Annotated in this window: 13 protein-coding genes and 1 pseudogene; 7 read left to right on the forward strand and 7 right to left on the reverse strand. The window is 73.4% G+C overall.

The genetic code is table 11. From position 1 onward, the window contains the following. Window positions 1-84 precede the first annotated feature (84 nt). Window positions 85-1,308: an MFS transporter gene (locus tag ACFWVC_RS33150; protein ID WP_384296335.1), complete on the reverse strand. Its 1,224-nt coding sequence runs from the start codon at window positions 1,306-1,308 to the stop codon at window positions 85-87. Window positions 1,309-1,561: 253 nt separating this feature from the next. Between ACFWVC_RS33150 and ACFWVC_RS33155 the strand changes: the two genes are divergently transcribed. The 3 genes from ACFWVC_RS33155 (at window position 1,562) to ACFWVC_RS33165 (ending at window position 3,927) form a co-directional block, all read left to right on the forward strand. Further along, complete coding sequence (locus tag ACFWVC_RS33155) at window positions 1,562-2,389, forward strand: aldo/keto reductase (protein WP_384296338.1); 828 nt, start codon at window positions 1,562-1,564, stop codon at window positions 2,387-2,389. A gap of 105 nt (window positions 2,390-2,494) precedes the next feature. After that, the gene (locus tag ACFWVC_RS33160) at window positions 2,495-2,830 is read left to right on the forward strand and encodes a hypothetical protein (protein WP_384296340.1); all 336 of its coding nucleotides are present in this window, start codon (window positions 2,495-2,497) and stop codon (window positions 2,828-2,830) included. Window positions 2,831-2,955: 125 nt separating this feature from the next. After that, window positions 2,956-3,927, forward strand: a complete 972-nt coding sequence (locus ACFWVC_RS33165) for a YihY/virulence factor BrkB family protein (protein ID WP_384296344.1) — start codon at window positions 2,956-2,958, stop codon at window positions 3,925-3,927. Here ACFWVC_RS33165 and ACFWVC_RS33170 read toward each other — a convergent pair. Further along, window positions 3,842-4,294, reverse strand: coding sequence for a DUF3662 domain-containing protein (locus ACFWVC_RS33170; protein WP_384296347.1), 453 nt, complete (start codon window positions 4,292-4,294; stop codon window positions 3,842-3,844). The genes ACFWVC_RS33165 and ACFWVC_RS33170 overlap by 86 nt on opposite strands. 179 nt (window positions 4,295-4,473) lie before the next feature. On the opposite strand from ACFWVC_RS33170, the gene ACFWVC_RS33175 reads away from it, so the two are divergent. After that, window positions 4,474-5,967 carry a dihydrolipoyl dehydrogenase family protein gene (locus ACFWVC_RS33175; protein ID WP_384296350.1) on the forward strand — a complete coding sequence of 498 codons (1,494 nt, stop codon included), beginning with the start codon at window positions 4,474-4,476 and terminating at the stop codon, window positions 5,965-5,967. A gap of 46 nt (window positions 5,968-6,013) precedes the next feature. On the opposite strand, the gene ACFWVC_RS33180 is transcribed toward ACFWVC_RS33175, so the two are convergent. Beyond that, window positions 6,014-7,147, reverse strand: coding sequence for a PP2C family protein-serine/threonine phosphatase (locus ACFWVC_RS33180; RefSeq protein ID WP_384296352.1), 1,134 nt, complete (start codon window positions 7,145-7,147; stop codon window positions 6,014-6,016). Window positions 7,148-7,296: 149 nt separating this feature from the next. Here ACFWVC_RS33180 and ACFWVC_RS33185 point away from each other — a divergent pair, with 149 nt between their 5' ends. Then, entirely contained in the window at window positions 7,297-7,965 is a 669-nt protein-coding gene (locus tag ACFWVC_RS33185) for a response regulator (protein ID WP_384296354.1), read from the forward strand. Window positions 7,966-7,996: 31 nt separating this feature from the next. On the opposite strand, the gene ACFWVC_RS33190 is transcribed toward ACFWVC_RS33185, so the two are convergent. The 4 genes and pseudogenes from ACFWVC_RS33190 to ACFWVC_RS33205 all read right to left on the reverse strand — a co-directional run bounded on the left by ACFWVC_RS33190 (window position 7,997) and on the right by ACFWVC_RS33205 (window position 10,617). Next, window positions 7,997-9,157, reverse strand: a complete 1,161-nt coding sequence (locus ACFWVC_RS33190; protein ID WP_384296356.1) for a heparan-alpha-glucosaminide N-acetyltransferase domain-containing protein — start codon at window positions 9,155-9,157, stop codon at window positions 7,997-7,999. A gap of 461 nt (window positions 9,158-9,618) precedes the next feature. Next, a pseudogene (locus tag ACFWVC_RS33195) lies at window positions 9,619-9,845 on the reverse strand (DUF4235 domain-containing protein). A 10-nt stretch (window positions 9,846-9,855) separates the two neighbouring features. After that, window positions 9,856-10,224 (reverse strand): hypothetical protein, encoded by a 369-nt coding sequence (locus tag ACFWVC_RS33200; protein WP_384296359.1) that lies wholly within the window; start codon window positions 10,222-10,224, stop codon window positions 9,856-9,858. 144 nt (window positions 10,225-10,368) lie between these two features. Beyond that, the gene (locus ACFWVC_RS33205) at window positions 10,369-10,617 is read right to left on the reverse strand and encodes a hypothetical protein (protein WP_384296361.1); all 249 of its coding nucleotides are present in this window, start codon (window positions 10,615-10,617) and stop codon (window positions 10,369-10,371) included. A 140-nt stretch (window positions 10,618-10,757) separates the two neighbouring features. Here ACFWVC_RS33205 and ACFWVC_RS33210 point away from each other — a divergent pair, with 140 nt between their 5' ends. Both ACFWVC_RS33210 and ACFWVC_RS33215 read left to right on the forward strand, forming a co-directional pair. Further along, window positions 10,758-12,038, forward strand: a complete 1,281-nt coding sequence (locus ACFWVC_RS33210; RefSeq protein ID WP_384296363.1) for a M48 family metalloprotease — start codon at window positions 10,758-10,760, stop codon at window positions 12,036-12,038. A 101-nt stretch (window positions 12,039-12,139) separates the two neighbouring features. Further along, window positions 12,140-13,825, forward strand: a complete 1,686-nt coding sequence (locus ACFWVC_RS33215; protein WP_384296367.1) for an ArnT family glycosyltransferase — start codon at window positions 12,140-12,142, stop codon at window positions 13,823-13,825. Window positions 13,826-13,835 lie beyond the last annotated feature (10 nt).

Below are 13,835 nucleotides of genomic sequence, written 5' to 3' on the forward strand. Positions count from 1 at the left end.
CACCGGCGGAGTGTGCCCGCCGGTGCCCGCCGCGCCGTCCCTGGACGCGAGCGTCCGCACCCGCGTGCGACGCGCGCGCCCGGATCAGTGCCGGCCGGCGAGCGAGGGCTGCTCGCGGCCCCCCGACTCGGCGACGACCCGGCTGCGGCCGTCCCGGCCGTGGCCCCGGCGCCGGTCGAGGCCGGCCGAGACCACCGCCAGGACCAGCGCGGAGCCGGTGAGCGCCGCACCGACCACATTGGGCGCGGTGTAGCCGAGGCCGGCGGCGATGACGATGCCGCCCAGCCACGCGGACAGGGCGTTGCCGAGATTGAAGGCGCCGATGTTCACGGCCGAGGCCAGGGTCGGCGCCCCGGACGCCTGGTCCAGGACGCGCTTTTGGAGCGGCGGCACGGTCGCGAAGCCCAGGGCGCCGATCAGGAAGATCGTCACGGCGGCTGTGGCCTCGTTGTGCGCGGTCAGGGTGAACAGGGCGAGCACGGCGGCCAGGGAACCGAGCGCCGTGAAGAGCATCGGCATCAGGGCCCGGTCGGCGTACCTGCCGCCGATCAGATTGCCGACGACCATCCCGGCGCCGAACAGGACGAGCAGCCAGGTGATCGAGGAGTCCGCGAAGCCGGCCACGTCCGTCATCATCGGCGTGATGTAGGTGATCGCCGCGAAGACGCCGCCGAAGCCCAGCACGGTCATCGCCATGGCCAGTACGACCTGCGCGTCGCGGAAGGCGCCCAGTTCGTGCCGCAGACTCACCCCTTCGGGCTTGGGCAGGTCCGGGACCAGCTTGGCGACGCCGGCCAGGCCGAGGACGCCGAGGGCCGCGACGAGCACGAAGGTCACACGCCACCCGGCGCTCTGGCCGATGAACGTTCCCAAGGGCACGCCGACGACGTTCGCGACGGTCAGACCGGTGAACATCAGCGCGATGGCGCGGGCCTTCTTCTCCGGCGCGACCAGTTCGGCGGCGACGACCGAGCCGATGCCGAAGAAGGCGCCGTGGGTGAAGGAGGCCAGGATGCGACCGGCCAGCATGACGCCGAAGGCCGGGGCGAACGCCGACACCAGGTTGCCGAGGACGAACAGGACCATGAGCAGCATGAGCATGTTCTTGCGCGACACCTTGGTGCCCAGCAGCGTCATGATCGGCGCGCCGATCATGACCCCGAGGCCGTAGCCCGTCACCAGGAGACCGGCGGTGGGTACGGACACCCCGAAGTCGGAGGCGACCTGCGGCAGCAGGCCCATGATCACGAATTCGGTGGTTCCGATCCCGAAGGCCCCGATGGCGAGGGCCAGGAGCGCGATGGGCATGGTGGGGGACCTCTCAGAGATTGCAATGGCGCCTAACTGGCGTTCACAATATTTGCATGCGCCGCATAACGTCAAACGCGGGCCTCTTGCGCCCCGGCCCACCCTCCCCACATATACCGCGTTTGCAAATATCAGCGCGCGCAACTAGCGTGCGGAGCGGCAGCGCGGAAGATTCCCCCCTCCGCCCGGACGTTCACCCGTCCGCACTCGCCCCCACGGCCCCGGCCGGCCGTGACGCGAAAGGATCAGCGCCATGACCACACCCATCCCTCACCTCACGCTGAACAACGGCGTCACCATGCCGCAGGTCGGTTTCGGCGTCTTCCAGGTGCCGGACGACGCGACGGCCGCCGCCGTCACCACCGCCCTGGAAAGCGGCTACCGCAGCGTCGACACCGCCGCGATCTACGGCAACGAGGCCGGCGTCGGCCAGGCCCTGGCCGCCTCCGGCATCCCCCGCGACGAGCTGTTCGTCACCACCAAGCTGTGGAACGCCGACCAGGGGTACGACAGCACCCTGGCCGTTTTCGACGCCTCGCTCGCCAAGCTGGGCCTCGACCACGTGGACCTCTACCTGATCCACTGGCCCGTGCCCGCCCGCGACCGCTACACGGACACCTGGCGCGCCTTCGAGAAGATCCACTCCGAGGGCCGTGCGCGCGCCATCGGCGTCTCCAACTTCCAGCCCGCGCATCTGCGGCGCCTGATGGACGAGAGCGGGGTCATCCCGGCGGTCAACCAGGTCGAGCTGCACCCGCGGCTGCAGCAGCGCGAACTGCGCGCCTTCCACGCACAGCACGGCATCGCGACCGAGGCGTGGAGCCCGCTGGCCCAGGGCGCGCTGCTCGGGGACCCCGCCGTCACCTCCATCGCCGACCGCCTGGGCCGGACGCCGGCCCAGGTGATCCTGCGCTGGCACGTGCAGATCGGCAACGTCGTCATCCCGAAGTCCGTGACGCCCGAGCGGATCCGCGGGAATCTCGACGTCTTCGGCTTCGAACTCACCGACGCGGACATCGCGGCGATCGACGCCCTCGACAACGGCGGCCGCATCGGTCCGGACCCCGACACCTTCAACTGACCGGCCGGGCGGCCGTGCCGGCCGTCCCGCCACGGCGTCGCGGAGACGCCACCCGTGGGCCCGGCGGGCGGCCGCCGCCGGCCGGGCTCACCACCTCAGCGCGTCATGCCCGTCGACGTGTCCGACTCGACGCTGGTGCGGGATCTGGCCGGGGCGCTGTGCGCGGCGCGCAGGACGGCGACGGCGCGCCCCGCCGTGCTCGCTCCAATGGAGAACGGCCAGCATTCCGGTCGTGGCGCAGAGCAACGCGGCGAATGCGGCATGGAACCAACCACCCGCCGACACGGCACCGATGAGGGCACCGAGCGCGCCGCCGGCCGTTCCCGCGCCGAAAACGAGCCTGCGAATCTTCAAATCCACGAAGAATCACTCCCTTTCGCTTTCGCACCACACGTGCCCCGCTCGCACACCGGTCATTCCAAGGATCGTCTCCACGGGTGAATCCGCGGCGGCGCCGGTCGAACAGGCAACCGGCGCATGCCGCACCCCGGTCCGGGCAGACGCGTCACGCGGGACGGGCCCGCCCCGGGACACGGCAGGACCCGAGGGGAGCGGACGGGAACGCCATGGCGGAGCAGCGAAGTGTGGCGGGCGGGCTCCGCGGGACCGGGAGCGCGCGGGCGGCGCGGGCGGAGAACCGCCCGTACAGGGCGGCGGAGTTGCGGGAACTGCTGACCGTGGCGCGCGGCACCGCCGTGGCGCTCTGGGACGAGGACGCCTCGGAGAAGGCCGCCGCCCTCACGTACTACGGCGTGCTGACGCTCTTCCCCGGCATGCTGCTGACGGTGTCGGTCATCGGCCTGGCCGACGCCTCGGCCACGGGTGACCTCATCGCACGTGTGAGCGCTCTCGCCCCGGCGGGGTCAGGGGAGATGCTGGCGCGCACGATGCGGGGTGTGGCGCGGGAGCGGTCGGCGGCCTGGGTGCTGGCGGTCACCAGCGGGACGGCCGCGCTGTGGTCGGCGGTCAGCTATCTGGCCGTGTTCCGGCGGGCGTTGCACTCGATGAACCGGGTGCGGGACCACCGGCCGTCCTGGCGCGCGGCACCCCGGATCGCGGCGACGGCCTCGGTGCTGCTGACGCTGATGGCACTGGGCCCGCTGACCCTGATGCTCACGGGCCGCCTGGCCCGGCGGACCGGTGAACTGCTCGGCGTGTCAGGGGTGGCGGTGACCACGTGGAACGTCGTCAAGTGGCCGCTGCTGCTGTGCCTGACGACGCTGCTCGTGCTGGTCCTGTTCCGTTCCGGTCCGCCCCAGGTCCGCCCGGTGCGGGCCATGCTGCCCGGTGGCGTGCTCGCGGTGCTGCTGTGGCTCGCGTCGACCCCCGTGCTGACGCTGTACGTGGCGCACGTCGGGACGTACAGCCGGCTGTACGGGCCGCTGGCGGGCACGGTGGTGTTCCTGATGTGGCTGTGGGTGTCCAATCTCGCGCTGCTGAGCGGGGCGCATTTCAACGCGGAGCTGCGGCACCACCGGAGGGCCGCAGCCCCGTCCGCCGCCGGCCGCCGGGACGAGGAGCGATCACGTCGGCCCTGATCTGCCGCATCGGGCTGCTGACCACCCGGTAACGGCCGTTGGGCAGCACGGCGGCGCCGGTGATGTGCACGGTGAGCGGCCCCGCCCACTCGTAGTCCCGGCGCTCGGCGTGGCGTTGCAGCGCGTCGGTGAGCACCTCCCCGACGCGGCCGCGGTCCGGCCCCAGTTCCTCGTGGACGGGGACGGCCAGTTCGACGGTGTAGACGTTGGGCACCACCACCCGGCTCGCACTGCACACCACCGCGTGGTCGTCGCACTCGCGCCGCAGCGCGTCGAGCAGTTCCACCGGCTCGTGGCCGAAGACCTTGGCGTACAGCGCGTTCTCCCAGCGCTCGATCGCCCTTTCCCACCGTCGCAGCATCCCCATGTCGTCGCGCCTGCCCGGCAGGCCGGGTCTGATGCCGTCGCGCCGCGAGGGCGGCCGGAAACCGGCGGTGGGGCGGGACGAACCGCCGGAACTGCGACCCGATGACTGATGTGCTGCGATGGAAGCGACGTGCCGGGCGGCGGAACGGACACCGGGAACCAGACACCGGGAGCAGTCGGATGAGTGAAGCAGCGCAGGCAGCGGCGGTTCAGGACACCTTCGACGTGGTGGTCGTCGGGGCGGGCCCGGTCGGCCAGACGGTGGCCGACAAGACCCGGGCGGCGGGGCTGAGCGTGGCGGTGGTGGAGCGCGAACTGGTCGGCGGCGAGTGCTCGTACTGGGCGTGCGTCCCCAGTAAGGCGCTGTTGCGGCCGGTGATCGCCGTCTCGGACGCCCGCCGGGTCGACGGCGCGCGGCAGGCGGTGACCGGGCCGGTGGCCGCCGGCGGCGCGTTCGCCCGTCGTGACGGCTTTGTCACGGGCTGGAAGGACGACGGGCAGGCCGACTGGGTCCACGGCATCGGCGCGGAACTGGTGCGCGGCCACGGCCGGCTGGACGGGCCGCGGCGTGTCGCCGTGCAGACCTCCCGGGGCGAGCGGCGCGTGCTGACCGCCCGGCACGCGGTCGCCGTCGCCACCGGCAGCAAGCCCGCGATCCCCGCGATCCCCGGGATCGACGAGGCGAAGCCGTGGACGAACCGCGAGGCGACGGATTCCCACACGGTGCCCCCGCGGCTGGCGATCGTCGGCGGCGGCGGCGTCGCGGTGGAGATGGCCACCGCCTGGCAGGGGCTCGGGTCGCAGGTGACGCTGCTGGTGCGCCGCAGCGGTCTGCTGCCGCGTATGGAGCCCTTCGTCGGCGAGATGGTCGCCGTCGGGCTGGCCGAGGCGGGCGTGATGATCCGGACCGGGGTGTCGGTGACGGCGTTGTCCCGGCCGGGTGGCACCGGCCCGGTCACGCTGACCCTGGACGACGGCGGCGCTCTGGAGGCCGACGAGATCCTGTACGCCACCGGAAGGCTGCCGCTGACCGACGACATCGGCCTGGAATCCGTGGGCCTGTCTCCCGGCGCGTGGCTGGACGTGGACGAGAGCTGCCGGGTCCGCGGCCTCGACGGCGGTTGGCTGTACGCGCTCGGCGACATCAACCACCACGCCCTGCTGACCCACCAGGGCAAGTACCAGGCCCGCATCGCCGGCGCCGCGATCGGCGCCCTGGCGGCCGGCCGGGAGCTGGACACCGCCGCGTGGGGCCCGCACGCGGCGACCGCCGACGTGCACGCGGTCCCCCAGGTGTTCTTCTGCGACCCCGAAGCCTGCGCGGTGGGCCTGTCCGCGGCCGAGGCGGAACGCGCCGGGCACCGGGTGCGGGCGGTGGACGTGGATCTCGGCCGCACGGTGAAGGGCGCGGATCTGTACGCCGACGGCTACACGGGCCGGGCCCGCATGCTCGTGGACGAGGACACCGGCAGGCTGCTGGGCGTGACCTTCGTCGGGCCCGCCGTCAGCGAACTGCTGCACTCCGCGACGGTCGCCGTCGCCGGGCAGATCCCGGTCGGCCGGCTGTGGCACGCCGTCCCGTGCTTCCCCACGATCAGCGAGGTGTGGCTGCGGCTGCTGGAGGCTTACGGAGCAGGAGGGGAAGGAGGGGCAGTACGAGACGGAGCGGACTGAGCCGCGGCGGACGGCGGACCGGGCGGCGGATGGGCACGCGTGCCCGTCAGTGCTCCCGCTGGAGGGCGACGACGGCCATGTCGTCGCCCAGCGGCCCGTGGGCATGGCCCAGCAGGTCGCGGGTGACCGCCTGCACCAAGGTGGCCGGTCCGGAGCCGGTCAGACCGGCGGCGCGTTCCAGCAGGGGGTAGAAGCCGCCCGAGGCGTCGCGGGCCTCGGTGAGTCCGTCGGTGTAGAGCAGCAGCTGGTCGCCGCCGACGAAGGGGAAGGTGCTGGGGGCGTACGTGCTCTCGGCCAGGGCGCCGAGGCCGAGCGGCGGGGCGGGGTCCGCGACGTCGAGCAGGGTCGCCCGGCCCTCGTGCAGCAGGAGCGGGGGCAGGTGACCGCAGCTGACCACGTGGACGAAGGGCTCGTCGTCGGGGATCTCGACCACCGCGGCCGTCACGAACCGCTCCCCCACGTCCGCCTCGGCCCGCGCGTCGCAGAACTCCGCCAGGCCCCAGCGCACGCTGCCCTCCAGCGAGGCGACCAGTTCCGGCAGCGGTTCCTGGCGGTGCGCCGCGGCGCGGAAGGCGCCGAGCACGGTCTCGGTCTCGCTGAGCGAGTTCAGTCCCTTGCCGCGCACGTCCCCGATGAGCAGGCGCGTGGCGTTCGCGGTGCGGGCGACCGCGTACAGGTCGCCGCCGACCCGGTCGGCGTCGTCGGCCGACCGGTAGGCCGAGGCGATCGTCAGCGGTCCGGAGCGGCCGGGCAGGGGCCGCAGGACGACCCGCTGGGCCGCCTCCGAGAACCGGCGCTCGCCGGCGAGTTCATACCGTCCCCGCTCGCTCGACAGCGCGAAGACCACCAGCAGCACCGACACCAGCACCAGCGATGCCAACTGCACCAGCACGTTCTCCGTGGTCAGGGCGTCACGTTCGATGGCGGCGGCGATGAGCGCCAGCACCGCGAGCAACGCGGTCAGCGCGCCGCGCAGGGGCCCGGCGAAGGCGGCGACCAGCGCCACCGGCACCACCAGGACGTGCGCCACGTGGATGTTCATCGGCAGGAACAGATCCGCGACCGGCACGGCCACGATCAGCAGCGCGGCCACGGCGGTGATGAGGCGGTCGCGCCGGCACCGCACGAGGGTCGCCCCGTCCCCCGCGCCACGCGGCCGGTCCCGCCACCACGCGTCCATCCTGGCTCCTCTCCTGCCGGCCCGCCGGGGCCGGACACGACGGCACCAACCATCGTGCAGCGCATTCAACAAAGAGACCAAATATTCTCTTCCCTGGCAAAAGTGGCACATCGGGCGGTTTCACAACCCGCGCGGGGTAGGGAGAGACCGTGATCCGGGTACTGGTCGTGGACGACGAGGCACTGATCCGCACGGGCTTCCAGCACATCCTCGACGCGGCGGACGACATCGAGACCGTCGCCGCCGTGCCCGGGGGACGGGCCATGCGGGCGGTGCAGGAGCTGCGTCCCGATGTCGTGCTCCTCGACATCCGGATGCCCGACGTGGACGGCCTCACCATCCTCGGCAAGATCCGCAGGCTGCCGGCGCCCCCGGTGGTGGCCATGCTGACGACGTTCGACACCGACGAGTACGTCGCCGCCGCCCTCCGGGCGGGGGCGGCCGGCTTCCTGCTCAAGGACACCGACCCCGAGCAGCTGGCGCACCTGGTGCGGAATCTGGCGGCGGGCGGTGTCGTGCTCGCCTCCGAGGTCACCCGTACCGTCGTGGACGGCTACCTGGAGGGCGAGGAGCAGGTCACCGCCGCACACGCGGTGGCCGGGCTGACCGACCGCGAGCGCGACGTGCTCGTGCTGGTCGCCGAGGGACTGTCCAACGCCGACATCGGCACGCGGGTCCACCTGAGCACCGGCACCGTGAAGGACCACGTCAGCGCCATCCTCACCAAGCTGGAGGTGGGCAGTCGCGTGCAGGCCGCGCTGCTGGCCGAACGTGCGGGGCTGCTGCGTCACCGGCACGGGGACGGGCGCACGCCGTGACCGGGCGCGGTCGCGGCGGTGCCGCCGCGGCTCAGGCAACGTAACGGCTGATGCGCGTCGCCCTGTTCAGGGCGTACTCCAAGGGGCCACGCCGGAAGAAGAAGGACCAGACCACCGCCAGCAGCATGGCTGCCGCGGCGAACGCGAGAAGGACAGCCATCGGCGGCCCCGGCAGGTCGCCGAGGTCCAGGCCCAGCGCGCTGACGGCGAGGATGTGCGCGACGTAGACCGTCAGTGACATGGAGCCGACCGCGATCACCGGCATCGCCAGGCGCCGGACGGCGCCCCAGCGGGCGACGGCCTCCGTGCACACGACGAGCACCAGCAGGGCGACACCCGTGCCGGCGATCACCGACAGCGTGGTCTCGCTGTGCGGGGAGGCGGCCCACAGCCACGATGTTGTGTCCCCGTCGCCGGTCGGGAAGCCCGCGGCGTCGGACCACCAGGCCGACCGCGCCCCACCACGCTCCGCGTCCACCCCGAACGAAGAGATTCCCGGCACCACGCCGGGAATCAGATGCAGCGCCAGCCATGATCCGCCGTAGCCGACCAGGGCCAGCGCTCCACCTGTCATCGCCAGCCGCGCACGAACGGTTGCCGACCGGAGGTCGAGACGGGCAACCGCCATGCCGGCGATGAGGAACGGCACCCACGCGAGGACGGGATAGTCACCGGTGAACATCAGCCCGATGACACCGTCCGTGCCGCCGACATGGGCCAGGAGGTCGTGCCGCGTGACCGCCTCGGCCCACGAGCCGTGATCTATCGAGCGCTGCACCACGAAAAGCGCCTGGGGCAGCACCAGCACACTGCCCGCCGCGATCGCCGCGAGGGCGGCGGGACGCAGCCGGTACAGCGGGAGAACGAGCAGAAAGCACACGCCGTAGTACGCCAGGATCACCTCGATCGAGGTGCCCGTCATCGTGAGCGCGGTGCCCAGGCCCACGAGGACCACCGCGCGCACCACGACCCGGACGACCGCCTGCCGGCCCGCGCGGCCGGTCATCGGGGACTGCCGCCCGGTGATGAAGACGATCGAGACACCTGCCAGGAAAGCGAAAAGGGCCGCGGACCGGCCTTGCGCCAACTCCATCAGCCCGCCCTGGAACCCTCCCACCGAGGGATCGGGTCCCACATGGGCCGCGTACATACCGAGTACGGCGACCCCGCGCGCGAGGTCCACACCCACCATGCGGCCCACCGGAGCGTTTCCGGCAGTGCCTACCGGGGCGCCGGTGGGAGCCGCCCGCTCCGCTACCGGTCGCCCCGGGGCCGACACGGTGAAGAGAACATCGTGCGCCATGTCTCGATCCTCCCGGCGGGGCCCGCCGGTGGGTATCCGGCAGGCGTCCGGTCCTGCCCCGCCGGGAGGAGGTGTCCACCCCCGCCGTCTGGCGGGAGCCGGCGCGCGGAGGAAGCAGGCCGGGCGGAATCGGCGGGCGTGAGCCTCTGGCGCCTGGACCACGCCGGCGGCGCGCGTCGAGGCGGTGGCGCTGATGCGCCCGGTGCGGACGGGGACCGCGTCGACCTCGACGGCCGGGCGGCCGGACGCTCACCGTCCCGCACCTGCCGGGGCACACCCGACGTGGCCGTGGAGCACCCGGGGCAGGGGACGGGTGGGGACGCCGCGAGCCCGCCGCCCACGCCCGGCCGTCAGCCGGGCCAGGTGCCCGTCAGGCGCCGCACGCCTACCGCGCCGCCCCGGTCGACGGCGGCCTTGACGGTGGCGAAGATCGCGCCGCGCAGGGCGGCGGCGATCAGGATCTCCCCCCGCGCCCGAGGAGCTTCCACGCCCTGGTGAACAACGCGCCGGCCACGGCGCCGCCGAGGGCGCCGACGGCCAGCCCCACCGGCCGGTACAGAATCCGGGATGTCCTCATGGCCCGCCGCTCACCTCCTGGTGCGGCGCACGGCCAGGTAGATCAGCACCGTCCCCGAGACGACGGCGAGGATCTGGCCGCGGTTGCGGCGCGCCGCCAGGACGGTCTCCCGCACCTGCTGCCGGACGTGTTCCGGCGTGCGCTCCTGCAGGCGCTCGACCGCCCAGGCGGCCTTGTCCCTCGCCTGCGCGGTCCCTTCGTCGATCTGCTGCCGCGCGGCCTCGACGCGCTCCCGCGCGCGGACCTTCCCCTCGGCCGGGGCCGCGGACTCCGCGGCGGCACCGCCGAGTTCCTCCCGGGCACGCACCGCGTCCGCACGCAGTCGCCCGGGCGTCGGGGCCGAATCCGCCCCGTCCGCCTCTTCTTCCCTGTCGCTCATCGCTCCGCCCTTTCCGTGATCCCGGCCGAACCGGTCCTCACACCGCGGGCACCGCGATGCTGACGAGATGTCAGCGGCTTTTCGCCCGCCCCTCACTGGGCGGCTACCCCTGGGCGGGGCCGGCATGCGACGCCGTGCCGCCGGTTACGGGCGCAGCTCCGGCGGCTCCTTCTCCCGGCCGAGGTCGGTCTCCACGTCGTAGCCGACCGGCCCGTGCCCCGCGCCGGGGTGGGCGATGTCCGCTCCGAGATCGAACGCGGCCTCGTCGACCGCCTCCGTCAACTCGTCCTCCTCGTGCCGTCGCACGGCGTCCCAGTGATGCTCGGCGATCCGCGCGACAAGACCACGGACCCCCTCGTGGTGTCCGTCGGCGGGGCGTTCGTCATGGCTCATGCCCTCATGCTCCGTTGCCGGGCCGGGGCGGGACAACCAACCCCGGGTGAACCTCAGGCCCCACAGGGGCCCTGGCGTTATCGGTGTCCATGACATCCCCTACGCTCGCCCCGCCAGGGGGATCAAGGAGAGGGGCAGGGGTGGGGAACGACGTGCGCGGGCGGTGCCCGCAGTGCGGGGCGGAGTTGCCGTCGGACGACCGGTTCGTCGTGTGGTGCGTGGAGTGCGCCTGGAACGTGCGGGGCGGCGCCGATGAGTTCGAGGAGGACGCCGGCGGCCCCGTCGAGAGGTTCCGGCGGCGGCTGTCGCGGGCCTACGGCGAGGAGTTGTTCGGCAGGATGACGTCGGCGCGTCCGCCGCGTCCGCTCCGCGGCTCCGCGTACGCCTCGGCATACGCGGTCGCCGGGTTCGTCCACCTGCTGACGCTCGCGGTGGCGGCGGGCGGCGTGTGGCTCGCGGTGACGGGCTGGGAGGCGGTCCTGCCGGCCGTGCTGGGGGCCCTGTTGCTCGGCCTGGCGTGGCTGATGCGCCCGCGCCTGAACCGGGTGCCACGGGACGGGGTGCGGGTCGGCCGTGGCGACGCGCCCGCCCTGTACGGGCTGCTGGACGAGGTCGCCGACGCCCTGGGGGCGCCGCGGGCCGACGTGGTCGTGGTGGACGGGGAGGCGAACGCCTCCGTCATGGTGGCGGGATTCCGCCGCCGCGCAGTGCTGACGATCGGGCTCGGGCTGTGGGAACCGCTGACGCCGCAGCAGCGGATCGCCGTGCTCGGCCACGAGTTCGGCCATCTGGTCAACGGTGACGCCCGCCAGGGGTTGTTCGTGGGCTCCGCATGCCGCGCGCTCGCCCAGTGGTACGTGCTGCTGCGCCCCGACGACGACACTCGTGGCCTCGGGCTGATCGAGACCGTCGCACGACTGGCCATGTACCCTCCCGCGTACGCCGCGCTCCTCCTCCTGCGCCTGCTGGAGCACTTGACGCTGCGCGCCTCCCAGCAGGCCGAGTACCTCGCCGACGACTTCGCCGCGCGGACCGGTTCGTCCGCTGCGGCCATGGACCTCATGGACGCACTGCTGCTGGTCGACGCCGCCTCGTTCTGGCTCCACCGGCAGGGCGTCTCGGCCAGGACCGTGCACCGGGGCACGGGCGGCCGCGAGCCCGACGAGGCGGTCTGGGAGCGGCTGAGGGAGTACATGGCCTCCATCCCCCCGCACGAGGTCGAGCGGCGACGCCGGCTGTCGGTCCTGACCGCTCACATGGAGGACAGCACCCACCCGCCGACGCACCTGCGCCGGGCCGCGCTGGCGGTCCGTGAACTCCGCCAGGCGGACGTCGTGATCGACGTCGCGCGGGCCAAGGAGATCGACGCGGGGCTCGCCCCGGCGCGCCGGGAGCTCGGCCGGAAGGTGCTGCGGGGCTGAGAAGGCGGCCGGCTCCGCCGGGCGGCGTGCCATGATGCGAGGCGGACAGGCACAGGGACGGCCCTGTGCGGGCGCACGGCACGGCACGGGGTGCGGGAACGATGAGACCAGGGCCAGGACGACAGCACCCCCCTGCGGCCCCGGACGCGACGGGGACGCCCGCTGCCGCACCGCGGCCCGCGCGGGCGGAGCGGGCCCGCGACCGGCACCGGTACCGGCGGTGGCTGTTCGTCCTGGCGGTGGTCGCACTGCTGACGCAGATGGCGGTCGCGATGGTGACGACCGCCGTGCGGCAGACCCCCACGATCGACGAGCCCGTGTACGTGGGCGCGGCGGAGGTCTACCTGCGCGAGCACAGCCTGCGTTTCAACCCCGAGCACCCGCCGCTCGGGAAGCTGGTGATCGCGAGCGGGCTGGTCTTCGCCGACGTGCGCCTGGACCCGGGCTTCACCGGGGACCAGACGCAGTTGGGGCGCCGCGTCCTGTACGAGTCGGGCAACGACCCGTGGCGGGTGATGCTCGCGGCGCGGCTGCCCGTGATCCTGCTCACGCTGCTGTTCGGGCTGGTGGTGACGGCCTTCGCACGGGACCTGTTCGGTCCGGCGGGAGCCCTGGTGGCGCTGGCGCTGTACGCCTTCTCGCCGGACGTCATCGCGCACGGCTCGCTGGCCACCCTGGACGTGCCCGCGACGGGATTCGTGCTGACCTCGGCATGGTGCCTGTGGCGGGCCCGCGAACGGCCGCGCCTGTGGCTGCCGCTCGCCGGGGCGGCGCTCGGGGCCGCCTTGGCCACCAAGATGAGCATGCTGGCGGCCGTTCCGGTGGTGCTGCTCCTGGTCGCCGTGGACCGAGGGAAGCGCCGGGGATGGGCGCGCGGCCTCGCGGCGGCGGCCGGCGTGGGGCTGGTCGCGGTGGCGGTGGTGTGGGCGGCGTATCTCGCGGTGGACCCGCGGCTGCGGTGGACGACGCCCGAAGGGGTACCGGCCGTTCACGGACTGCGCGGGCTGGTGACGTCCCTGCTGCCGTTCCCCGAGCCCTACCGGGACGGCATGCGCCTGCAGTTCGGCTTCGAGAACGCCACGTGGGACGGCTTCCTCTTCGGCCGGCACTATCACGGGGCGCTGTGGTACTACCTGCCGGCGGCGCTGCTGGTGAAGACGCCGCTCGGCATGCTCGTCCTGTGGGCGGCCGGTGCGGCCGCGCTGCTCGCCGTCCCCCGGCTGCGGCCAGCGGCGGCGTACGCGCTTGTGCTGCCGCTGGTGCTGCTGGCCGCGGCGATGACCGGGTCGCGGGACCTGGGGGTCCGGTACGCGGTGTTCATGCCGGTGTTCGGGGCGGTCGCGGCGGCGGGGGTCGCGGTCGTGCGACGGCGGTGGGTGCACATGGCGGCTGCCGCGCTCGTCGCCTTCGTCGCGGTCAGCTCGCTGCGGACGTTCCCCTACTACCTCCCGTACTCCAACGAGGCGTTCGGCGGCCCGGCGCGGACGCATCTGCGCCTGCACGACTCCAACGTCGACTGGGGCCAGGACCTCGGGCGGCTCGCCGACCGTCTGAAGGAGCGTTATCCGGGCGAGCCGGTCTGGCTGGTCTACAAGGGCAGCGGTGTGCCCTCGTACTACGGCATCCAGGCCCGCAACCCCCTGACCGTGCCCCCGGGGCAGGTGCGCGGCCTGCTCCTCGTGTCGGACTCCTCGGTCGCCAAGGCCGAGGGCCGGCTCGCCGCGCTCCTGGAGGAGGCGACACCGGTCGACGAGGTCGGGCACTCGATCACGATCTACCGGCGCTGACGGTCAGGGC

Source organism: Streptomyces sp. NPDC058691 (assembly GCF_042714775.1).
Lineage (GTDB): Bacteria > Actinomycetota > Actinomycetes > Streptomycetales > Streptomycetaceae > Actinacidiphila.